General features: G+C 63.8%; 17 protein-coding genes. 8 read left to right on the top strand and 9 right to left on the bottom strand.

Annotated features, from left to right (window positions below; translation table 11 throughout):
• On the top strand, window positions 1-671 hold a 671-nt coding region (locus H3S97_RS08430; RefSeq protein ID WP_408610437.1), incomplete at its 5' end, for an RCC1 domain-containing protein.
• A gap of 198 nt (window positions 672-869) precedes the next feature.
• Here H3S97_RS08430 and H3S97_RS07720 read toward each other — a convergent pair.
• Together H3S97_RS07720 and H3S97_RS07715 are read right to left on the bottom strand one after the other, a co-directional pair.
• Window positions 870-2,258: an MFS transporter gene (locus H3S97_RS07720; protein ID WP_198186864.1), complete on the bottom strand. Its 1,389-nt coding sequence runs from the start codon at window positions 2,256-2,258 to the stop codon at window positions 870-872.
• A gap of 51 nt (window positions 2,259-2,309) precedes the next feature.
• A complete protein-coding gene (locus H3S97_RS07715) occupies window positions 2,310-3,266 on the bottom strand; it encodes a nucleoside hydrolase (protein WP_154313098.1) in 957 nt (318 codons plus the stop codon).
• A 321-nt stretch (window positions 3,267-3,587) separates the two neighbouring features.
• Here H3S97_RS07715 and H3S97_RS07710 point away from each other — a divergent pair, with 321 nt between their 5' ends.
• The gene (locus H3S97_RS07710; RefSeq protein ID WP_198220178.1) at window positions 3,588-4,958 is read left to right on the top strand and encodes a sugar porter family MFS transporter; all 1,371 of its coding nucleotides are present in this window, start codon (window positions 3,588-3,590) and stop codon (window positions 4,956-4,958) included.
• 74 nt (window positions 4,959-5,032) lie between these two features.
• Here the strand turns inward: H3S97_RS07710 and H3S97_RS07705 are convergent, their stop codons facing one another.
• Together H3S97_RS07705 and H3S97_RS07700 are read right to left on the bottom strand one after the other, a co-directional pair.
• Window positions 5,033-5,236, bottom strand: a complete 204-nt coding sequence (locus H3S97_RS07705; RefSeq protein WP_015021464.1) for a hypothetical protein — start codon at window positions 5,234-5,236, stop codon at window positions 5,033-5,035.
• A 113-nt stretch (window positions 5,237-5,349) separates the two neighbouring features.
• Window positions 5,350-6,384: an alpha/beta hydrolase gene (locus tag H3S97_RS07700; protein ID WP_232356372.1), complete on the bottom strand. Its 1,035-nt coding sequence runs from the start codon at window positions 6,382-6,384 to the stop codon at window positions 5,350-5,352.
• Window positions 6,385-6,534: 150 nt separating this feature from the next.
• Between H3S97_RS07700 and H3S97_RS07695 the strand changes: the two genes are divergently transcribed.
• Window positions 6,535-7,239: a DUF4391 domain-containing protein gene (locus H3S97_RS07695; protein ID WP_198220176.1), complete on the top strand. Its 705-nt coding sequence runs from the start codon at window positions 6,535-6,537 to the stop codon at window positions 7,237-7,239.
• 11 nt (window positions 7,240-7,250) lie between these two features.
• On the opposite strand, the gene H3S97_RS07690 is transcribed toward H3S97_RS07695, so the two are convergent.
• Window positions 7,251-8,465 (bottom strand): CdaR family transcriptional regulator, encoded by a 1,215-nt coding sequence (locus tag H3S97_RS07690; protein WP_198186860.1) that lies wholly within the window; start codon window positions 8,463-8,465, stop codon window positions 7,251-7,253.
• A 198-nt stretch (window positions 8,466-8,663) separates the two neighbouring features.
• Here H3S97_RS07690 and H3S97_RS07685 point away from each other — a divergent pair, with 198 nt between their 5' ends.
• Both H3S97_RS07685 and H3S97_RS07680 read left to right on the top strand, forming a co-directional pair.
• Complete coding sequence (locus tag H3S97_RS07685) at window positions 8,664-9,962, top strand: GntP family permease (RefSeq protein ID WP_198220175.1); 1,299 nt, start codon at window positions 8,664-8,666, stop codon at window positions 9,960-9,962.
• Between the two features lie 27 nt (window positions 9,963-9,989).
• The gene (locus H3S97_RS07680; RefSeq protein WP_198220174.1) at window positions 9,990-11,120 is read left to right on the top strand and encodes a glycerate kinase; all 1,131 of its coding nucleotides are present in this window, start codon (window positions 9,990-9,992) and stop codon (window positions 11,118-11,120) included.
• 136 nt (window positions 11,121-11,256) lie between these two features.
• On the opposite strand, the gene H3S97_RS08485 is transcribed toward H3S97_RS07680, so the two are convergent.
• A complete protein-coding gene (locus H3S97_RS08485; protein WP_052323105.1) occupies window positions 11,257-12,375 on the bottom strand; it encodes a zinc-binding dehydrogenase in 1,119 nt (372 codons plus the stop codon).
• A gap of 225 nt (window positions 12,376-12,600) precedes the next feature.
• Between H3S97_RS08485 and H3S97_RS07670 the strand changes: the two genes are divergently transcribed.
• Complete coding sequence (locus H3S97_RS07670) at window positions 12,601-13,284, top strand: SOS response-associated peptidase (protein WP_198220173.1); 684 nt, start codon at window positions 12,601-12,603, stop codon at window positions 13,282-13,284.
• Window positions 13,285-13,298: 14 nt separating this feature from the next.
• Here the strand turns inward: H3S97_RS07670 and H3S97_RS07665 are convergent, their stop codons facing one another.
• The 3 genes from H3S97_RS07665 to pepN all read right to left on the bottom strand — a co-directional run bounded on the left by H3S97_RS07665 (window position 13,299) and on the right by pepN (window position 18,074).
• Window positions 13,299-13,952 (bottom strand): peptide deformylase, encoded by a 654-nt coding sequence (locus H3S97_RS07665; protein WP_198220172.1) that lies wholly within the window; start codon window positions 13,950-13,952, stop codon window positions 13,299-13,301.
• A gap of 30 nt (window positions 13,953-13,982) precedes the next feature.
• The gene (gene glmM / locus H3S97_RS07660; protein WP_198176777.1) at window positions 13,983-15,359 is read right to left on the bottom strand and encodes a phosphoglucosamine mutase; all 1,377 of its coding nucleotides are present in this window, start codon (window positions 15,357-15,359) and stop codon (window positions 13,983-13,985) included.
• Window positions 15,360-15,458: 99 nt separating this feature from the next.
• Window positions 15,459-18,074, bottom strand: a complete 2,616-nt coding sequence (pepN, locus tag H3S97_RS07655) for an aminopeptidase N (RefSeq protein WP_198220171.1) — start codon at window positions 18,072-18,074, stop codon at window positions 15,459-15,461.
• 174 nt (window positions 18,075-18,248) lie between these two features.
• On the opposite strand from pepN, the gene H3S97_RS07650 reads away from it, so the two are divergent.
• Window positions 18,249-19,046, top strand: coding sequence for an alpha/beta hydrolase family protein (locus H3S97_RS07650; protein WP_156149563.1), 798 nt, complete (start codon window positions 18,249-18,251; stop codon window positions 19,044-19,046).
• A gap of 116 nt (window positions 19,047-19,162) precedes the next feature.
• On the top strand, window positions 19,163-20,230 hold the full coding sequence (locus tag H3S97_RS07645) for a 2,3-butanediol dehydrogenase (protein WP_198186853.1): 1,068 nt from the start codon (window positions 19,163-19,165) through the stop codon (window positions 20,228-20,230).
• Window positions 20,231-20,296: the final 66 nt, after the last annotated feature.

Here is a 20,296-nt window from a genome sequence, read left to right as displayed (position 1 = left end):
ATTTCACCTACGTACAAATCAGCGGCGGAGCCGATCATTCGCTGGCTGTGGGCAGCGACGACAAAGTCTGGGCATGGGGATGCAACTGGTATGGCCAGCTCGGCAACAACACCATCAGCGGGTACAGTGACGTGAATCCTGTTCCTGTGCGCGTGCGCGACCCCGCCAACCCCACCGACAAGAGCAAAGGACTAAAAGCCACACAGGTCAGCGGCGGGTGGCATCTTTCGCTGGCCCTGGGCAGCGACGGCAACGCCTGGGCATGGGGTGCTAACGACAGTGGCCAGCTCGGCGACGGCACAGGAAACACCAAGTCGGCTCCCGTGCCGGTGGTGTTCAACCTGCAGCTGGTGATCACCGGCGTCAGATTCGACCAGACTGCCGTATCAGGCTTGACGCGCGGCGATGGCAACAGTGTCAGCGTGCTCACGCCTGCACACCAGCCGGGCACGGTCACGGTCAGCGTCGACTACATGATGGGTGGCACAGGAATCACCCTGACCGACACTTCCCTCAGATACACGTACCTGCCCGCAGGCGTGCTCCCCAAGGCCGGAGGGGAAGGCATCCTACTCGCCCTGGGCACCGGCATGACCGGCATGGGCGGAGTCCTCGCATCCCGCCGCCACCGGAGGGAAACGCACCGACTGCTTTACGCTTCGCACGAGTAAGAAAAGGCCTGGGGCGCGTATCAATCCCCCCGCCCCCGGCCCATATAGGGGGCAGGGAGGAAAAGTGCCACTTAAGGCCCAACCCCAAGAGAGCCGACACCCCCTCCCATGCCCCCACCGCACATATCAGTCGACCGCCCGAACGGAACAGAGGAAGCGACTCCTCTTATCCAGCTCGGACGGTCGACTACAACTGTTCTACTGCTGGTCGGCAGTCGTGGCGTAGATGGTCTTCTTGCAGACCAAATACACAACCAGGCCCAGCAGGGACACAGCAGTCCCGATCAGCAGCAGGTTGCTGTAGTTGGCGGCCGGACCGGTAGCGCCCATGATGCTGAAGCCCTCCAGGCTGGGCTTGCCCATCAGGCCGCCGATGATGGCGATGCCGATGGAGCCTGTCACGTTCATGACCAGATCGTTCATGCCCACGCCGCGGCCCGACTGATCCTGGGGCAAGGTGTCAAGCACGGTGGAGACGATGGGCGAATACATCAGTCCGACCCCGGCATAGTAGACACAGGCAGTCAGCGTCAGGGCCAGCAGGCCGGAATTGACCACCAGAGCCGTCCCGGCGAAGCCCAGAATCATCAGACAGGCGGCGATGATGATGGCTGTCTTTCGGCCGATCTTATCTACAATGGCGCCCGAGGTGGTGCCCAGCACGGCGGCCACCAGGAATGCCCAGACCACATGCAGGGAGACCGTGGTGGTCGACACCTTGTAGACGTCACGTCCGATGGCGTTGAAGATGGGCGACATGCAGTAGTTCATGAAGTAGAAGATCAGAATCAGCCCGATGCCCATCAGCCAGCGCTTGTTGCGGAAGAAGTCCGGGGTGATGAAGGGGCTCTTGGCCCGGCTGATGTACACGGCGAAGATCAGGTAGCAGACAGCGGAGGCCACCAGCAGCCACCAGGCCGTGTACGAGAAGAAGAGGGTCAGCAGGGCCGTGGCCAGTCCGAAGATGACGAAGCCCAGCCAGTCCACCTTCTCGCCGTTGCCACCGCCGGTGGGCAGGCTCTTGAGCAGGATGGGCAGGAAGATGATGGTGACCGCGGGAATCAGGAAGAGGTACTGCCAGGCTATGGAGCTGAGCAGGCCGGCGGCAAAGATGCCGATAGCTGCAGACACCTGGTAGCCTGCCGTGAAGATGCCGAAGAAGATCACCTTCAGGGAGGGCTTGAGGTACTTGGTGGCCACGACCAGGTAGGCCGAGCCAGCCACCTGTTCGCCGGCGGTCTGCAGCAGCCGGGCCGCGATCACATTCCAGATGTTGGGGGCCATGATCGTGTTGGCCACGTATCCGTACACGGACCCGATGAACAGTATGCACAGGCCGAAGGTGACCAGCTTGCGCAGGGATACGAAGTCACCCAGGGACCCGTAGATGAAGCAGACGATGCCCAGGACGATGCTGGGCAGGGCCGTGATCAGCGAGGCCTGGTCGGGGGCGCCGGCATCCTTGCCGACCTGCTGGAAGACCAGGTTGAAGCCCTGCAGGCACAGGGTGCCCAGGACGAAGGTGATCAGCAGCAGGATCAGCGATCGTACGGCTGTCGAATCCTCGGTGGATTGCTTTTCGGACATAATGTCTTCAATTCTCTTTCTTTTGCGTGAACTTGCCGGGGATGGAGGACCTCAATCGGCCTGGGAGGCCAGCCTGGTGATCCGGGTCATGAACTCGTCCAGGAAGCGGGGCACGTCCACGCCGACGGCCACGCGCATGGTCTTGTTCGGGTCGTTGAGCCGCTGCTCGTCCCCGATGGTACGCCCGCGAGTGGCGCCTTCGGTCTCCACCTTCATATTGATGGGCAGGGTGGTGACCAGGGTCGGATCCACGGCCACGCCCACGGCCAGCGGATCGTGCAGGCCGCAACCACCCAGATGGGGCGAGGTGGTCTCGTAGGCCTTGATGTAGAAGTCGGTCATGTCCGCCAGGAAGTTGCCTGCCGCAGTGCCCAGCTGCCGCCAGCGGGCGGTCTCCTTGTAGGTCAGCAGGGTCTGCAGGGTCACGTCCAGGCCGACCATGGTCACGGGAGCGCCGGAGCGGAAGAGCACATCGGCCGCGTCCGGGTCCTGGGAGATGTTGGCTTCCTGCCAGGCGTCCACATTGCCCGGCACGGTCAGGGCCCCGCCCATGAGCACAATGGAGCCTATTCGCTGGGCGATGTCAGGCTCCTTGGCCAGGGCGGCGGCGATGTTGGTCATGGGGCCGGTGGGCACGTAGACCAGATCCTTGCCGTAGGTGTTGACCGCATCGATGATGAAGTCCACGGCCGACTGTGTCTCAGCCTTGCGGTCCGAGTCGGGGATAGCCACGTCGCCGATGCCGTTCTCGCCGTGGATGAAGGCGGAGACGGGCAGCACCTCGAAGGAGTCCGCCTTACAGGCGTGGGACAGGCCCGGGTAGACCTTGACCTCAGGATGACCCAGCAGGTCGGTGATGGCCAGATCGTTGCGGATGCCCTGCTCCAGGAGCACGTTGCCATAGGTGCCGGTTATGCCGATCAGCTCAACTTCGGGGCTGCCCAGGGCATAGGAGATAGCCAGAGTGTCGTCGACACCAGTGTCCAGATCGAGAATCAGCTTACGCATACAATGTTTCCTTTCATCGCCATGGCTGTATGGAACCATGGCCGTATGCATCCACGATGTCCTTGTGGTGGATGCTTGTTTATCATATGCGAAATCGAGCGGTTTCGCTCCCCTATGACATGCGCAAGTCGTGGACAATATCCGCAAATGTTCATATAGCCCGCAACCAGGGCCCGGATAACGAATCCGGATAGCGAATCCAGCAGCTGGTTCTCCGGCTGATTCCCCCTATCCACAATGGCGAGCCTGGTCGACGGACCGCTCCCCCAGATGCCTATGATTACCCTGATTAAGCCCGGATGATCTGGCGAAAGGGAGCCCATGGCTGCGATTCAAGGACGGCGGCGCAATCTGCAACTGATGACCGCCCTGGGTGTGCTGGCCGGCGGCCTCTATGGCTATACCTTGACCGTCATCTCCGGCGCGCTGATCGGCATGAATCTAGGCTCCGGCCCGGGCGGGCATCTGACTGCCGGCGAACAGGGCATGGTCACCTCAGCCCTGCTGATAGGAGCTGCATTGGGATCCTACCTGGCTGGCAAGTTCAACGACCGTTTCGGCCCCAAGCACATCATCCTGGCCGGCGCCCTGCTGGCCATCCCCGGAGCCCTGCTGAGCGCCCTGGCCCCCAGCCTGATCCTGCTTGGTCTGGGAAGATTGATCATCGGGGCTGGCATCGGCATGACCTCGACCATCGTGCCCATCTACCTGGCCGATATGGTCGGCACGGAGGAACGCGGACGGGTGGTTTCGGTCAACTCGGTCATGATTGTGGTCTGGCAGCTGCTGGCCGTCAGTGTCAACGCCATCCTGGACCGGATGGGTGCCGACTGGCGGACCATGCTCTGGGCCCTGGTGCCTCCGGCCATCCTGCTGGCCCTGCTGGCCTGCTTCCTGCAGGACAGCCCGGCCCACCTGATCCGCCGTGGCCAATCGGACCAGGCAGCGGTCTTCCTGGAATCCACCCGCGACCAGGCAGAGGCCCGGGTGACCATGCGGGAGCTGTCGCATCCGGCGAGCGCGAAGACCGCCGGCTTCAAGGCCCCCTGGCTCCGGCGGGTGCTGATCGTGGGCATTGGCGTGGCCATGATCAACCAGCTGACCGGGCTGAACATCGTCAACTATTACGCGCCGACCATCTTCACCGACACCCTGGGCTTCGACCCCTCCCTGTCCATGGTGGCCACCGTGCCCGTCATCCTGGTCTCCGCCATAGCGGCAACCATCGGAGGGCTGGGACTGATCGACCGCTTCGACCGCCGCGCCATTCTGGCTGTGGGACTTGCAGGCACCATCATCTTTCTGGCGGCCATCGGGGTCTGCTACCGGTTCGTCGGCGCCCCGGGCAGCGGGTCACGGACTGCCGCCTGGATCATGATCGGCATGATGATGATCTACGTGGTCTTCGTCCAAGGGCTGGTGGCCCCGGTCACCTGGCTGCTCCTGTCAGAGATTTTCCCCCAGCAGGTCAAGAGCCGTGGCATGGGCTACGCCAACGTGGCCATGAACCTGACCAACTTCGGGCTCTCCCTGGTCTTCCCCACCCTGCTGGCCCGGCTGGGCGGCACCGGCACCTACCTGCTCTTCGCCCTGATCAATGTGTGCGCCCTGGTGTTCGCCTGGGTCATGGTGCCCGAGACCCGTGGCAAGAGCCTGGCCCAGATCGAGCAGGAGGCCCGGGCCCGGGCATGAAACCGGCATAAGAAGAGGGCGGAACCGGATACCGGCCCGCCCTCATGGAATCTGATACTTCAGATTCATATGCCTCAAATGTTGAAGACCTGCTTGGCCAGCTTGGCGATGGTGTCGCCGCCCAGCTGTGCGACATCATTCTTGCACTGGTTGATCCTGCCGAAGAGCTGGTCCGCGTCGTTGTATGACAGGGGCTGGCCGATCTCCTTGGACAGGTCAACCAGCTGGTCGATGGTCTCCAGGTTGCTCAGCTTCTCTACCAAGGTCTTCTCGTCCATGAATCACTCCTCTGTAAGCGGCGGTGCAGACACCGGGGGCCTTGCGCCATCGATGCCCACCTTTCTCCTCCCATCATAGCCAGCTAGCGGATGAACCAGGCGCGCAGAGAGGCTCAAATCAGGTCGTAGGAGAAATCGTGGATCTGGTCTAGGGCCTGCCGGCTCTCCTCCAGCCAGGTCATGGCCACCGGATAGACGTGTCCCAGGGTCTGCAGGCGGTTGGGCCTCAGGTCATGCAGCTCGAAGTCGCGGCCCTTCCCGCACAGAATCTCGGCCAGCTTGAGCGCGTCACCCTGCAGAAAGTCGTCGGCGCTGGTGTTCAGGAATACCGGCGGCAGGCGGACCATGTCGACCATGGTCGTCAGGTCGGCCACCTGGTCGCCACCAGCCTGCACGAAGCTTCTGAAGAAGGATGGAGCAACCATGGCCAGGGCATTGGTGGCGGATCCAGTTGTATCGGAGTCTTCCGGATCCACCGATAAGTAAGGAGTCAGATCGAACAGGCCTGAGACGAAGGCAGCACCCCGGGGCCGCAGCCCGGCAGGCTTCAGCCCCAGCCTCTGCGCGAATTGGTCATCGGACTCCACAGCCAGCATATAGAGCGCCAGGGTGCCTCCGGCCGAGTCACCCGTCAGAAAGATCCTGTCGGGCGAGACCGGATACTCGTCCAGGTGGTTCTTGATCCAGGTCAGAGCGGTCAGCACGTCAGACAGCTGGCCCATGAAGTCCGTGCTGGGGATCAGCCGGTAGTTGACCGAGAAGACCGCAAAGCCACGCTGGGCCAGGTGGGTACAGAAGTTCCGGTTGAGCTCCTTGTAGCCGTACATGAACCCGCCGCCGTGGATGTCGATGTAGACCGGGGTAACCCTGCCGTTGCGCAGCAGTACATCATGAGGCAGGTAGAGATCCAGCTTGTGGGCTCGCAAACCATCGTCCACATAGGCGATGTCGTTGAAGCAGTCCACCCCCTCGGGCACCTGCCAGTGACGGGAACGGGGAGCGTCCATGCGTCCGAAGGTCAGCCGGGATCCCAGAACGGCCCGAACCATATCGGGACTGCAACCATCCAGGTCCCCGTCGACCTCGGTCCATCCCTCCAACAGTTCACGTTCCTCGTCGGTTACGGTCATCTGTGCATCCTTGCTCATCATTCAGCCCTCATCACTCCAACCCGCACAGCTTTTCGCATCCGGTCTTGCGGGTTTACAGCCAATATACCTTGCCGGCAAACGGACACTCCTGCCCCTGGTCGCGCTCCTGCCGGTAGAATGACGGAAACAGCGACAGAAAGGCCAAGGATGACAATCGCAAGCTACGAAGGCGTATCCGCGCTCTCCCTGGGCCTGCCGCCCACCACCGCCATTCCAGCAGCCAAGGGCGAACTGCCCATACGAGCTTTCACCACGCGACCGCCCGTCTCCTCACGGCTGCGCCAGCACTTCTCCACCAGCGTCGACAGGATCGTCATGCTGGCCCTGCTGCGGCCCGGGACCATCCCTGTGACGGATGGCGCGCACTGCCATGAGGTGCTGGTCATGGCCATCGGGCTGAAGACCCCCGATGTGCCGGAGGACGTGCTGGAACATATCGCCGCCATGCGCTCCTCAGGTATGGTTTTCATCACCATTCACCAGGGCGAAGAGGGTCTGGCCTGCACCCCGGCCGTCCGCCGGGCCCTGCCCACCAAAGCCGGTCATGAGACCAGACATACGCTCCACCTGGGCAGGCCACGCCCTGCCGATAAGACCAAGTTGACCCTGGTCGGCGACGATATGGACCAGGTTTGGGACAGCCTGTGTGCCCAGGTGACCCTGGACCAGGCTGACGGCACGGATCTGGACAGCCGCCTCGCCGTCCGCGAGCGCATCGACCTGCTCAAGGCCCAGGAGGCCAAGCTGACCGGGGACCACGGCCGGGCCAAAACCACCCAGGACCGCAACACGGCCTTCGCCAAGCTCCAGAAGGTCCGTGCAGAGCTGAAGCAGCTTTCCGCCGATAATTAGACGGCAGAGAATCAGGACGCAGAGTCCGGCCAGGCCTGATTCGTCACTTTGGGCCGGTCAGCGGTCCCAGTATGCTCACCCAACTCGGCGCTCTCGTCGGGAATATCCCTGTAGGCCAGATATCTGCGCAGTTCGAAGGCCGTGGCCAGGATGGGATAATCGCTCAGGCGTCGGGGGTTGTACCCTGTCTCTCTGGCCAGGGCATCCAGTCGGTTCTGCATGGTGTTCTTGTGGATGAACAGCTCCTGGGCGGCGTGGGTGATGCTGCCGTTGTGCCGGGTGTAGGCACTGAAAACCCTCTCGAACCGATCCACCCGATCCGACTCCAGACCAGCAAAGACCTGATCCACAAAGGCCCGGCACTGCTCGATGGGCAGTGAGGTGATCAGCCGCCCCACGCCCATCTGCTCGTACCGATACCGCTGGTCGTCGGTAGTGAACCCGGCCCAGCGCGCAGCAACGCAGGCCTGCCGGTAGCTGTGCCAGTACTGGCCCGGGTCCGCCTGGATCATCCCCGCGCCCAGCACCACCTTGGAGCCGACCACCCTACCCAGGGCCTGGCGCAGAGCAGTCACGAACTCATCCAACTCGGCATCCTCCATCTGCGGAGCATAGATGCGAAAGTCCCTGGGGCTCACGGCGAAGAGGGGAACCCCGAAGGACAAGCACGTCTGGCAGAGCCTCTCGTAGAGCCGATCCTGGTTGAGTCTTTCCAGCCGGATACCTGGCGCCCGACCGACCAGAGCCCGCCGTGGACCTGGCAGATCCAGGTCCAGAGCCAGGGCCAGGGCGTTCATCAATTCGTCGTCCTTGTGCTCCAGGGTCAACAGGTTGACCAGGTTGCTGGTCATGATCCGCCGGTTGAATCGGGCGATCTGCTCCATGTTGGCGAAGAGCATGAGCTCGGTCATACGCTCGATGATCCCGCCCAGAGCGCCCACCTTGTTCACAGGACCCGTGATCCCGATGACCGCCACCACCGCATCGTTGAGCACCACCGGCACGTTGACCCCGTCACGGGCCCCCTGATAAGGATGCCGACGATCCACGGCAACGGTTCGACAGTCAACGGCCGCCTGACGGGCCGCGTCATGGAAGCTGCCGATGCGCGAAGGATCAGTGCTGGCCACCATGGTTCCCTCGGTGTCGAAAAAGTTGATGTTGTACTCGATTACATCCTTGAGATTGTCGACGATTGTCTGCGCCGTCGCAGGGTCTATGGTCATGGCGCCTCCCTACGAACATGGTACATGAACCATTTACGCCAGCGCCATCCATCGCTTTTCGGGTATGGGTGCCCTGGCAAAAAGTGCACAACAGAGCCACACTGAAAGTGAGAAAAATTATGGGATCGTTACTGGTCCGGCAACTACGACGATGCTGACCCTGGTCCCTGGCACAAGTTACGGATCAAAGGAACTGACATGGACATTACCCTGTCATGGTGGGCCGCCCTGCTGGGTCTGGCCCTGGCCATCATCCTCATTCTCAAGAAGCTCAACACCACCTATGCGCTCATGCTGGGAGCCATCGTAGGCTGCCTGATCGGGGGTGCCTCCCTGGGCCAGACCGTCAACATCGTGGTGGCCGGCTCCCAGAGCGTCATGGGCACGGTCATCCGGGTCCTGGCTGCCGGCGTGCTGGCGGGGGTCATGATGGAGTCCGGCGCCGCCAACCGGATAGCCCGGGCCATTGTGGACGGCCTGGGCGAGCGCATGGCCATCCTCTCCCTGGCCCTGGCCACCATGATCATCTGCGCCGTCGGAGTCTTCATCCCCGTGGCCGTCCTGATCGTGGCACCCATCGCCATCGAGGTCGGCAGCCGGCTCAAGATCTCCAAGCTGGCCCTGCTGATCGCGCTGTCCGGCGGAGGCAAGGCCGGCAACATCATCTCCCCCAATCCCAACACCATCGCGGTGGCCTCGGGATTCCACATACAGCCCTCGGCGGTCATGATCGGCAGCTTCATACCGGCCTTATGCGGACTGGCCATGGCCGTCCTGCTGGCCACCGTCATGCAGCATCGCGGACGGATCGTCACCATGGACGACCTGGGCGAGGACGCAGCCAAAGCCTCCAAGGACAAGGATCTGCCCTCCCTGGGACGCTCCCTGGTGGCCCCAATCACCGCCGTGGTCCTGCTCCTGCTCAACCCCGTGGGTTCCATTCTGCACATCGGCCTGCTGGAGCGGTTCCAGGTGGATGCCATGTACATCCTGCCCCTGGCATCCATCCTGGGCCTGCTGGCCATGGGACAGGGCGGCAAAATCCTCACGTACACCAGCGCCGGCCTGCAGCGCATGGTTGATGTGGTCCTCATCCTGATCGGAGCCGGAGCCCTGGGCGGGCTGATCACCAGCTCCGACCTGCCCAAGCAGATCGTCAACATCATCCACGCCATGGGCGTGCCCGGATCCATGCTGGCCCCCATCGCCGGCATCCTCATGGCCGCAGCCACAGCCTCCACCTCCACGGGCGTCATTTTGGGCAGCAGCTCCTTCGGCAAGTCCATCCTGGCCTTCGGCACCTCGGGGGTGGCCGCCGCCGTCACCATGCAGGCGGGCGCCACGGTCATCGACCAGCTGCCCCACGGCAACTACTTCCACGTAACCGCCAAATCCATCAACATGACCCTGGGCGAGCGGATGAAGGTGGTCCCCTTTGAGTTCCTGGTGGGCCTGACCATGACCCTGGTGGCCATGCTGGTCTATCTGGTCTTCTGAAACGACGGATCAGGAAAGGTAACAACCATGAAAATCATCATTGCACCCGACTCCTTCAAGGGCAGCCTGACCGCCAAGGAGGCTGCAAATGCCATCGAACGCGGATTGCGACGCAGCCCACTCAAGGCCGAAATGGTCCTGGTGCCCATGGCCGACGGTGGCGAGGGCACGGTCCAGTCCCTGGTCGATGCCACCTCAGGCCATATGATCCAGGCCCAGGTCACCGGACCCCTGGGTCAGACCGTGAACGCCAGCTACGGCATCCTGGGTGACGGACGGACAGCCGCCATCGAGATGGCTGCGGCCAGCGGCATTCAGTTCGTCAACGAACAGACCCGCGACCCGCTGGTCACCACCACCTACGGCACGGGCGAGCTGATCAGCAAGGCCCTGGACCAGGGCGCGCAGGAGATCATCGTCGGCCTGGGCGGCTCGGCCACCAACGACGGCGGTGCCGGCATGGCCCAGGCCCTGGGTGCCCGGTTCCTGGATGCCGACGGGCATGAACTGACCCAGGGTGGAGCGGCGCTGGCCCGGCTGGACCGAATCGACGTCTCCGGGCTGGATCCCCGATTGGCCCGCACCCGTATTCGTCTGGCCTCGGACGTGACCAACCCCCTGACCGGCCCCGAAGGAGCCTCGGCCGTCTTCGGACCGCAAAAGGGGGCGGACCCATCCATGGTGGCCACCCTGGATGCGGCCCTGGCCCACTATGCTGCCGTCATTCGCGAGGACCTGCATCGGGAGGTGGAGACCAAGCCGGGCGCGGGGGCCGCCGGCGGTCTGGGCGCGGGATTCCTGGCCTTCACTCCGGCCGTCATGGCTTCGGGCGTCAGCATCGTGGTGGAGACCACCCGTCTTAAGGAGTTGGCCCGCGGCGCCGACCTCTGCTTCACAGGCGAAGGCGGCATCGACTTCCAGACCGGTTTCGGCAAGACCCCCATGGGCACAGCCAAGGCCGTCAAGGAGTCCTCCCCCGGTTGCAAGGTCATCGCCCTGGCCGGCAACGTGGGCGCCGGGACCGAAGCGCTCTACAAGGTGGGCATCGACGCCATCTTCAGCATCAGCCCGGGGGCCGTCAGCCTTGAGGATGCCATGGCCAAGGCCGCCGACAACCTATCCGCAGTGGCCGAGAACATCGGCAGGCTCCTGGCCTGATCCGACTCTCGGATCAGCAGAACAACGAAAAGGCTCCGGATGCTTTGCGCACCCGGAGCCCCCTAGTAATCAGAACCCCTGTCGGAATCCCTGTTCGGCATAACCTTCAACAGTCATGCTAAACAGTGGGAAGTCATCAGTCGAATTCGGTGATGACCGAACGGATGACCTCGCCGTTGACCAGCTGCTTGTAGGCCTCGTCGATCTGGCTCAGCTTGATGTGCTGGCTGACAATGTCATGCATGTTCAGCCTGCCGTCCACAGCGAAGTCGGCATACATGGGGATGTCGTGCTTGATGTTGGTGGAGCCCATCCACACACCCTTGAAGCCGCGCTGGTGGACCAGCAGGTCGGCCGGGTTGATCTCCAGGGAGACCGTGGCATCCGGCTTGGTCAGGCCGATCGGGTAGGCGGTGCCACCCACGCCCAGCATGTCCCAGGCCTGCTTCATGGTGACGGGCAGACCGATGGCCTCGAAGGCCTGGTCCACGCCGCCGTCAGTCAGCTCGCGCACCTTGGCCACAGGGTCCTCGTTCTTGGAGTTGATGACGTCGGTGGCGCCGAACTTGCGGGCGAACTCCAGCTTGTTGTCCAGCAGGTCGATGGCGATGATCCGCTTGGCCCCGCAAATCCGGGCTCCCGAGATGATGTTCAGGCCGATGCCGCCGGTGCCGATGACGGCCACGGTGTCGCCGGGACGCACATGGGCGGTGTTGATGGCCGCTCCGGCTCCGGTGATGGTGGCGCAGCCGATGCAGGCGGCCTCATCCCACTTGACCTGGTTGTTGACCACGGCCAGCTGGTTCTCGTGAATCAGGGCCTTCTCGGCAAAACCGCCGGTGCCGAAGGCCTGGGTGATGGGCCGGCCGTCCGGGAAGGACAGACGGGGCTTCTCGCCTGCGCCGCGCACGCACTCCTGCTGCTGGGTGCAGGACTGGGGCTGGCCCTTGAGGCAGTTGGCGCAATGTCCGCAGACCTGCTCCAGGGAGGCCACCACGTGGTCGCCCACCTTGATGCCGGACACCTCGGGGCCCACGGCCTCGACGATGCCCGAGATCTCATGGCCGATCACAGCCGGGAAGGGGAAGAACTTGTCGTCATCCTCGACCAGGTGCAGATCCGAATGGCACAGACCCGAGGCCTGCACGTCCACCAGGACCTCCGCGCCAATGGGGTCGTCAATGATGATCTCCTCGGGCTGGGCAAAGCCCTTGCCGATGCCGTAGGCAATCGACGCCTTGATCTTCTGAGGCATAAACCATCTCCTAATCGCAATGCCGCCACCGGCCTCATGCCGGGCAGGGCAAAAACAACGTTGAATATTCCGCTGTGGCAACGGCCATCCTCAATGTATGCACCGCTGCCGCAGACCACCTTCATGCTAGCAGGAAAGAGGGGTCAATAGGCATTTAGACTGGCCCGGGAAGAGGCCTCCGGCGTTTCCTCGACGGGGACTCCAGGCATCCATAGAATGGGCTTCATGTGTGGACGATTCGCGGCCGACCTGGACTACTCCAACCTGGCCCAACACTACAGTGCCCGGCAGGCTCCCGGACTGCCCGAACCCTCATGGAACATCAGCCCCGGGTCGGTCATCGCCCTGGTGGCCCAGGACCGACACGGGCAGCGGCACCTGCATCCGGCCCGCTGGAACCTGGTCCCCTCCTGGTCCGAAAGCGATCGGATGGCCTACCCCACCCACAACGCCCGGGTGGAGAGCGCCCTGACCAAGCGGACCTACGCGGACTCGGCCAGGAGTCAGAGGGCCATCATTCCGGCCAGCGGCTACTACGAGTGGACACCTGACCACCAGCCCTACTACTTCCAGGCCCCCGACGGCCACACCCTGAACATCGCCGGCCTCTACTCCTGGTGGCGTGCCAGGCCTGGTCAACCCTGGCTGCTGACGGCCACCATCCTGACGACGCAGGCCACGCCGGGGGCCGCCCGGGTGCACGACCGGATGCCCCTGCTGATCACTGATGAGAACGTGGACCCCTGGCTGGACCCAGGCATAGAGGGCAGTACGATCCTGCCCCAGGCTGTGGAGCCTGGCCGTCATGCTTCTAAAGAATTGACCATGCACCCGGTGGCGCCCCTGAAGGGGGACGGTCCGGAGCTGACTGAGGCCATGGCCCTGGACCAGAGGGTCAAGAGAATTTAGAGATCTCCCAGGATTCAGATGGTGAAGCCCAGCTCCCGCGCAGCCTCGGTGGGGACCGGGTCGTAGGCCCAGTACTCGCTCAGGTTGTCGTCGGAGGACAGACTGCGAATCTCGGCCTTGTCGATGTAGACCTCGCCCGACAGATGGTCGGTCTCATGCTGGAAGATACGGGCCGGCCAGCCGTGCATGTGCTGGCGGTGCTTGCGCCCGGAACGGTCCTCCCAGCTGGCCGTGATGTCCAGCCAACGCCGCCGGACCGCCTGGAATCCTTCCAGGGACAGGCATCCCTCGTAGAAGGCCGCAGTCTCCTGCCCGATAGGCTCATAGGAGGGATTGATGATGACCCTGAAGGGCAGCTCGTCGATCTGACGCGGATCATCCTCATCGTCGCGGACATGATCCTCTATGACGGCGATTGCCAAACCCAGGCCCACCTGAGGTGCCGCCAGCCCCACGCCCGGTGCCTCAAGCATGGTGGCCCGCATGGCCTTGAGCAGCCTGTTCAGAGTCTTGGCTGCCAGTTGACCCTTGTAGGGCTGGGCCTGTTGGCGCAGGACGGGCTCGCCCATCTGCACGATGGGCAGGAGCTCCTCTTTGCCGGCCTCGGCCAGCATGGATTCCACCCGGTGGTTGAGATCGGCGTCGAAGGCCGCCTTTCTGCCGAACATGGATGATTCCGCCTTTCCTGGGTCGTCGGTTCAGATGGCCAGCTCGTCGGCCACGACCGAGGCCAGCCGCTGGCAGACCTGGTCGGCCTGCTCCTGGGTGGCCGCCTCGACCATGACCCTGACCAGGGGCTCGGTGCCCGAGGGCCGCAGCAGGACCCGGCCGGTGTTGCCCAGCATCCGCTCCTCCGCCTCGACCGCATCCTGGACCTTGGCATTGGTGCGGGCCGCGTTCTTGTCCACACCGGGGACGTTGATCAACTGCTGGGGCAGCTGGGGGAAGTCGGCGGCCAGCTCCTTGAGGCTCTTGCCCGAGCGCACGACCTCCTTGGCCAGGGTCAGGGCCGTCAGGGTACCGTCTCCGGTGGTGGCGAACTCCCGGTTGATGACGTGCCCGGATTGCTCGCCGCCCAGGGTGTAGCCCCCGCGCAGCATCTCCTCAAGGACGTAGCGGTCGCCCACAGCCGTCTGGACGGTGACGATGCCCATCTGCTTCAGGGCCAGCTTGAGTCCCAGGTTGCTCATGACGGTGACCACCAGGGTATCGTTGGCCAGCTTGCCCTCGCGCTGCTTGGCTCGGGCCAGGATGCCCATGATCTGATCGCCGTTGACCATGTTTCCCTCTTCGTCCACGGCCAGGCAGCGGTCGGCATCCCCGTCGAAGGCCACGCCCATGACCGCATCCGAGGCCTTGACCATGGCCTGCAGCTGTTCAGGGTGGGTGGACCCGGCGTGCTTGTTGATGTTGTATCCGTCGGGCGAGGCGTTGATGACCACCACGTCCGCTCCGGCCCGGCGCAGGGCCTCGGGGGCCACCACCGAGGTGGCTCCGTTGGCGCAGTCGGCCACGATCCGCAGACCGTCAAGGGGCTTGGGCTGGGTCTTGTCGGGGGCGACAGGGGCCACGGCCTCCACCAGGTGGTCGATGTACATGTTGGTGGCGGTCACCGTGTCATGGGAGACACGGCCCACGCCCTCGCCCACCGGGCGCTCCCAATCCTGGCCCAGGACCGCTTCGATGTCGTCCTCCTTGGAATCCTGGAGCTTGAAACCACCCCGGGCGAAGAACTTGATGCCGTTGTCGGGCATGGGGTTGTGGGAGGCGGAGATGACCGCCCCCATCTCCACGTTGAGCACGCTGGTCAGGTAGGCGATGCCCGGAGTGGGAATGATGCCCACGTCAATCACGTCGAAGCCACCCGAAGACATGCCAGCGGCCAGGGCCGAGGCCAGGAAGTCCCCGGAGACCCTGGTGTCACGGCCGATCAGGGCCCGTCGGCGGCCCGCGGACCGATCCGCGCCACGGCCCAGGACACGGACTGCCGCATCGCCCAGATCCAGGGCCAGTTGTGCAGTCAGGTCCCTATTGGCTAAACCGCGTACACCATCGGTACCGAATAATCTGGGCATTTGCTCTCCTCCGAACGTACCATCCTGCATGCAGGCAACAGATTCATTATGGCCCCGACCCTGACCCGTCGCCACCCGGGCCAGGGTCGGGCGGAATACTCAGCGCAGACGCTCGTTGTATTCGCGGACCTTGAGGATGCGCCTGGAGGACTCCGTGTTCTGGATGATCATCCCGCGCAGGGCCTTGGGAGCCTCGGCGTGCTCGGCCAGCCAGGCATCGCCCGCCTTGACCAGGGCGGCCGGGTCGGCCTTGGTCGGGTAGAGCCCGCCTGCAGACAGGGGGTTGAGCAGGGTCTCCGCAATGTGGAAGGTCTTATGGGTCCAGACCTCGTCCACGGCCGCGAAGAAGCGATCCACGTAGGGCGCGAAGAGCTCCCGATCCCCGGAACCGGAGAAGCCGTCGGCCAGGGCCTCGATCTGCGAGTTGGTCAGATCCTCGTTGTGCAGGGCCTGATCCCAGGCCCAGGCCTTGGCTTCGGCCGTCGGACGTGCAGCCCGAGCTCCCATGGCGAACTCGCGGTTCTCCGTGGTGTCTTTCGCGGCCAGCTCCCGGTCGATCTCGCCGTCAGCCAGCAGGTCGTGGGCGGACAGGGCGTGGATGATCAGCCAGCGGGTGTTGTTGTCGATGGTCAGCCCCTCCAGCTTCAGGTCGCCGCTCAGCAGACCACGGGCGTGATCCTCGAAGTCGGCGTCGTCCCCGTAGCCCAGGTAGGCGCGGACCAGCTGGAACTGCTCGTCCGAACCGGGCTGGGCCTTCATGGCCAGATCCCAGAGCGTGCCGGCCACCAGCTGCAGCATGGGCTGGCGGCGACGGGAGGCGGTGAAGTGGTGGGCTGCCGTGGAGATCTGAGACAGGGCGTAGCGGAAGGTGGTGGACTGGTGCTCGGTGGCCAGGGCTTTCAGACTCAGGCTGATGAAGCGCTCGGCAGGGAACTGCGCATCCCGTGTCATGTCCCAAAGGCTGAGCCAGACCACGGCCCGGGCCAGACGGTCCTCAATCCGGTAGAGATTCTGCGTGGCATACTCCAGTGAATCCTGGTCCAGACGCAGCTTGGCGTAGGTCAGGTCGTCGTCGTTGATCAGGATCAGGGCCGGACGCTTCTTGCCGACGACCTGGGGCACTTCGGCTCCCTGGCCGTCCAGATCCAGCTCGAACCGGTCTGTGCGCACCACCTTGCCGGACTCGTCCTCGTCGTAGAAGCCCACAGCCAGGCGGTGCGGGCGCAGGACCGGATGCTCCTCGGGGGCGGTCTGGTCGATCCGCATGGCGGTGATGGTCCCCTGCTCGTCGGTCTGCACCAGGCTGGTCAGCGTGGTGATGCCGGCCTCCTCAAGCCAGAGCCGGGACCAGTTGCCCAGGTCGCGGCCGCTGGTCTTCTCCAGCTCGGTCAGCAGATCCTTCAGGGTGGCGTTGCCGTGGGCATGGGCCGTCAGATAGTTGTGGATGCCCTGGAAGAAGCGCTCACGGCCCACGTAGGCGACCAACTGCTTCAGCACAGAGCCGCCCTTGGCGTAGGTGATGCCATCGAAGTTGACCTCGGTATCGTGCAGGTCACGGATGGGGGCCACCACCGGGTGGGTGGTAGGCAACTGATCCTCGGTCAGGGCCCAGCTCTTCTCGCCGGAGCAGAAGGTGGCCCAGTCGTCGGTCCACTCGGTGGCCTCGGCGGTGGCCAGGGTCGACATGAACTCGGCGAAGGACTCATTCAGCCACAGGTCGTTCCACCATTTCATGGTCACCAGGTCGCCGAACCACATGTGGGCCAGCTCATGCAGGACGGTCTCCACACGGCGGTTGATCTGGGCCCCGGTGGCCTTGGACTCGAAGACATAGGAGTCGCGGAAGGTGACCAGGCCGATGTTCTCCATGGCGCCCGCGTTGTATTCGGGCACGAAGATCTGGTCGTACTTGGCCCAGGGGAAGGGCAGGTCCCAGGTCTTGGCGTAGAAGGCGAAGCCCTTCTTGGTCACGTCGAAGAGGTATTCGGCATCCCCGTCCAGGGAGTCCTTCAGTGCCTGGCGGCAGTACAGACCCATGGGGATGGTCCGTCCGTCCTCGTTCCGATACTCACTGGTCCATTGGGCGTAGGGGCCGGCGGCGAAGGCGGTCAGGTAGGAGCTCATGACAGGGGTGGTCTGGAAGATCCAGCGGGTCACGCCCTCGGTGCGGCCGCCCTCCAGGGTTCCCTCGGCGGTACGGCTGTCCAGGTCCTGATGGGAGGCGGGAGGCATGTTGGACAGGACCGTCCAGGATGCCGGGGCGTCCACGGTGAAGTCGAAGACCGCCTTGATGTCCGGCTGGTCGAAGACGGCATAGACCCGGCGGGCGTCGGGCACCTCGAATTGGGAGTAGAGGTAGACGTTGCCGTCCGAGGGGTCCACGCTGCGATGCAGTCCCTCGCCTGTGCGCGAATAGCGGCAGAGGGCCTCCACCCGCAGCTGGTTGTGCTGGCGCAGGTCGTTGAGCTCAATCCGGTCCTCCCGGAAGGCCAGGGCCGGGTCCAGACGCCGGCCGTTGAGCTCGATCAGGCTCACCTGGTCGGCGATCAGATCCACAAAGGTGGACTCCCCCGGCCGGGCATCAAAGTCGATCAGGGCCGTGGAGGGGAAGGTGGCAGGCCCCTTGGTCAGGTCCAGATTGACCTTGTAGCTGACATTGGATACGACGACGGCTCGCTCTTCGGCTTCCACACGAGTCAGATTGGCTCCGGGCATGAATTTCCTTTCGCGCATGGATGCCGGTGCCCCCACCGGCATCGGCATAGGTCCTGTATGGATATGGCATGTCAAGTCTAATGCGGGCACCAGCCGACGGGCCAGCGCGACGATTCCCCTCTTTTCTGACGGCGCAGTCCGGACGGGAATAGTCGGGCCTTAAGGCGGTTGTTCATGGTCCATGCCTCACGAGTCTGGCAGAAAGGGAGCGTCATGCAGGTCCGGACCGGGTTCACCACTCAGCAGCTCAACATGCTCTGCCAATACTCCTACGGGATCGGTCGGGGGGATGTCAAGACCCGGCCGGGCCTACACCTGTTCGAGGATCCGGCCCTGGGAAGCTACTGGGTACTGCGGTCCCGCTACTGCCCAGAAAACGGCTTCGAGGGGATGATCGCTGCCCCGGACCTGGAGGGCGGCCCGGACTATGCCCATTTGGTCGTGGTCTACGCAGGCACCAACCTGCGCGATGACCCCCGCCACGACATCCACGCCGCGCTGACCTGCTTCCTGCCGCCGCTGAACGGGGAGCCGGGACAGACACAGCAGGCAGGCATCCTGGCCGAGCAGGCACTTGACCTGGCCCGGCGCAGGGCGGGAACCGACCGTGGGGTGCTCTTTACCGGGCATAGTCTGGGCGGAGGCCTGGCCCTGATCCAGGCGGCGGAGCAGGACCTGCCCGCCCGGGTCTTCTGCGCCGCCGACCCCTGGCGGGTGCTGGACCAGGAGCAGCGTCAGCGGGTGGCCCGTCACCACGGGGACGGAAAATTCCTGGACTATCGTCTGGGCAACGACCGGGTGACCGGGACCGCCAATCGACTGCTGAGCGGACAGGCCGACCGCAGCGCCTGTGTGGTTTGGTGCGGCAAGGGACCCAGCAGGTTCGGACACTGGCTGGGCGACTTCGACTTCGACCAGGGCGGCGAGGTCCTGGTCGAAACTCCCCTTACGGTGACCGCATATCCACGGTAGTATGGAAACCGGGCGGTCTCCAATGAGGGAGCGTCACCCGCCCGCAGGGATGTCATGTTGGGTTATTCAACTTCGTCCGTGCAGGGCCTACACGCATATCAGAGAGGATATACGATATGAAAGCATTGATGTACTACGGCAAGGAAGATGTACGTCTGGAGGACGTACCCGAGCCTGAGCTCAAACCGGGGACCATCAAGATCCACCCCGCCTTCACGGGCATCTGCGGTTCCGATGTCCATCTTTACTACGACGGAGCAGTCAACGGCGGCGGGAATTCGCCCGACCATCCCCATCCCCTGACAGGAGAGACACTGCCGGTGGTCTTCGGCCATGAAATCTCGGGTACCGTCGAGGCCATCGCCGACGATGTGCACACGGATATGAAGGTGGGCGACTCGGTCGTCGTCGAGGCCGAACTCGCATGCGGCGAATGTCCAGCCTGCAAGGCCGGCAACTACAATGACTGCGACAAGCTGGCCGGCATCGGCATCAACGGAGGCGGCGGCGGACTGAGCGAGCATATCGTGGTTCCGGCAGAGCACGTCTTCCCCGTAGGTGACATCCCACTGGATCAGGCTGCCATGATTGAGCCCTTCGCCGTGGCCCACCACGCCATCCGCGCCATGGATCCCCACGAAGGACAGACCGCAGTGGTCGGCGGCGCCGGGCCTGTGGGATTACTCATCGGCACCATTCTGCGCGCAAAGGGAATACGGGTGATCATGTCCGAGCTCTCGTCGGCTCGTAAGGAGAAGGCCCTGCAGTCGCATTCGGCCGACATCGTTGTTGATCCCAGCAAGGAGGACCTGGCAGAGAGGGTCCGCCGCGAGACCGACGAAGCCGGGGCTGACCTGGCCTTCGATGCAGCCGGAGCCGAGCCGGTCGACCACCAGCTTTTGGAGGCCTTGAAGGCCACTGGCGGACTCATGGTCGTTGCCCTGCATGGCAAGCCCATCACGTTGAATCTGACCAAGGAGCTAGGCTTCGGAGAGAAGTTCATCCGGGGCACCATGGGATACGCCAACGATCATGCCGACGCCATCAAGCTCATTCATGACCGGGACATCGACCTGTCCACCTTTATCACCGACCGGATCAAGGTCGAGGACATCGTGGACAAGGGCTTCCGTCCGCTGCGTGAGGACGCGGAAAACCACGTCAAGATCATCGTGAGCATGTAAACGCTCCCTTCTGCTGATAACACTGAAGGCTCCGGCCGTCCTTCAGGGCGACCGGAGCCTTCGGTA

Origin of the sequence: Bifidobacterium choladohabitans (assembly GCF_016102005.1) — a bacterium.
Classification (GTDB): domain Bacteria; phylum Actinomycetota; class Actinomycetes; order Actinomycetales; family Bifidobacteriaceae; genus Bombiscardovia; species Bombiscardovia choladohabitans.
Note: the sequence above shows the minus strand (reverse complement) of the source record. Positions and strands in the feature narration are given on the sequence as shown.

Excerpts from the sequence above, each read along its gene's own strand:
- H3S97_RS07705 (WP_015021464.1), bottom strand. The coding sequence starts at position 5,236 with ATGGACGAGAAGACCTTGGTAGAGAAGCTGAGCAACCTGGAGACCATC.
- pepN (WP_198220171.1), bottom strand. The coding sequence starts at position 18,074 with ATGCCCGGAGCCAATCTGACTCGTGTGGAAGCCGAAGAGCGAGCCGTC.
- H3S97_RS07720 (WP_198186864.1), bottom strand. The coding sequence starts at position 2,258 with ATGTCCGAAAAGCAATCCACCGAGGATTCGACAGCCGTACGATCGCTG.
- H3S97_RS07685 (WP_198220175.1), top strand. The coding sequence starts at position 8,664 with ATGGACATTACCCTGTCATGGTGGGCCGCCCTGCTGGGTCTGGCCCTG.
- H3S97_RS07710 (WP_198220178.1), top strand. The coding sequence starts at position 3,588 with ATGGCTGCGATTCAAGGACGGCGGCGCAATCTGCAACTGATGACCGCC.
- H3S97_RS07680 (WP_198220174.1), top strand. The coding sequence starts at position 9,990 with ATGAAAATCATCATTGCACCCGACTCCTTCAAGGGCAGCCTGACCGCC.
- H3S97_RS07665 (WP_198220172.1), bottom strand. The coding sequence starts at position 13,952 with ATGTTCGGCAGAAAGGCGGCCTTCGACGCCGATCTCAACCACCGGGTG.
- H3S97_RS07700 (WP_232356372.1), bottom strand. The coding sequence starts at position 6,384 with ATGAGCAAGGATGCACAGATGACCGTAACCGACGAGGAACGTGAACTG.
- H3S97_RS08485 (WP_052323105.1), bottom strand. The coding sequence starts at position 12,375 with ATGCCTCAGAAGATCAAGGCGTCGATTGCCTACGGCATCGGCAAGGGC.
- H3S97_RS07690 (WP_198186860.1), bottom strand. The coding sequence starts at position 8,465 with ATGACCATAGACCCTGCGACGGCGCAGACAATCGTCGACAATCTCAAG.
- H3S97_RS07670 (WP_198220173.1), top strand. The coding sequence starts at position 12,601 with ATGTGTGGACGATTCGCGGCCGACCTGGACTACTCCAACCTGGCCCAA.
- H3S97_RS07715 (WP_154313098.1), bottom strand. The coding sequence starts at position 3,266 with ATGCGTAAGCTGATTCTCGATCTGGACACTGGTGTCGACGACACTCTG.
- H3S97_RS07695 (WP_198220176.1), top strand. The coding sequence starts at position 6,535 with ATGACAATCGCAAGCTACGAAGGCGTATCCGCGCTCTCCCTGGGCCTG.
- glmM (WP_198176777.1), bottom strand. The coding sequence starts at position 15,359 with ATGCCCAGATTATTCGGTACCGATGGTGTACGCGGTTTAGCCAATAGG.
- H3S97_RS07645 (WP_198186853.1), top strand. The coding sequence starts at position 19,163 with ATGAAAGCATTGATGTACTACGGCAAGGAAGATGTACGTCTGGAGGAC.
- H3S97_RS07650 (WP_156149563.1), top strand. The coding sequence starts at position 18,249 with ATGGTCCATGCCTCACGAGTCTGGCAGAAAGGGAGCGTCATGCAGGTC.